Here is a 982-nt window from a genome sequence, read left to right on the forward strand (position 1 = left end):
TTTTTGTGGAGAGTTTGATCCTGGCTCAGGACGAACGCTGGCGGCGTGCTTAACACATGCAAGTCGAACGGAAAGGCCTCAGCTTGCTGGGGTACTCGAGTGGCGAACGGGTGAGTAACACGTGGGTGATCTGCCTTGCACTCTGGGATAAGCTTGGGAAACTGGGTCTAATACCGGATATGAACTGCCTTTAGTGTGGTGGTTGGAAAGTTTTTTCGGTGCAAGATGAGCTCGCGGCCTATCAGCTTGTTGGTGGGGTAATGGCCTACCAAGGCGTCGACGGGTAGCCGGCCTGAGAGGGTGTACGGCCACATTGGGACTGAGATACGGCCCAGACTCCTACGGGAGGCAGCAGTGGGGAATATTGCACAATGGGCGGAAGCCTGATGCAGCGACGCCGCGTGGGGGATGACGGCCTTCGGGTTGTAAACTCCTTTCGACAGGGACGAAGCTTTTTGTGACGGTACCTGTATAAGAAGCACCGGCTAACTACGTGCCAGCAGCCGCGGTAATACGTAGGGTGCGAGCGTTGTCCGGAATTACTGGGCGTAAAGAGCTCGTAGGTGGTTTGTCGCGTCGTCTGTGAAATTCCGGGGCTTAACTTCGGGCGTGCAGGCGATACGGGCATAACTTGAGTGCTGTAGGGGAGACTGGAATTCCTGGTGTAGCGGTGAAATGCGCAGATATCAGGAGGAACACCGATGGCGAAGGCAGGTCTCTGGGCAGTTACTGACGCTGAGGAGCGAAAGCATGGGTAGCAAACAGGATTAGATACCCTGGTAGTCCATGCCGTAAACGGTGGGCGCTAGGTGTAGGGGGCTTCCACGTCTTCTGTGCCGTAGCTAACGCATTAAGCGCCCCGCCTGGGGAGTACGGCCGCAAGGCTAAAACTCAAAGGAATTGACGGGGGCCCGCACAAGCGGCGGAGCATGTGGATTAATTCGATGCAACGCGAAGAACCTTACCTGGGCTTGACATACAC

General features: G+C 56.0%; 1 rRNA gene. It reads left to right on the forward strand.

Annotated features, from left to right (window positions below):
- Positions 1–2: 2 nt before the first annotated feature.
- Positions 3–982 (forward strand): 16S ribosomal RNA (locus tag HMPREF2604_RS01180); the annotation flags it as partial.

Origin of the sequence: Corynebacterium sp. HMSC055A01 (assembly GCF_001809405.1) — a bacterium.
Taxonomy (GTDB): Bacteria; Actinomycetota; Actinomycetes; order Mycobacteriales; family Mycobacteriaceae; genus Corynebacterium; species Corynebacterium hesseae.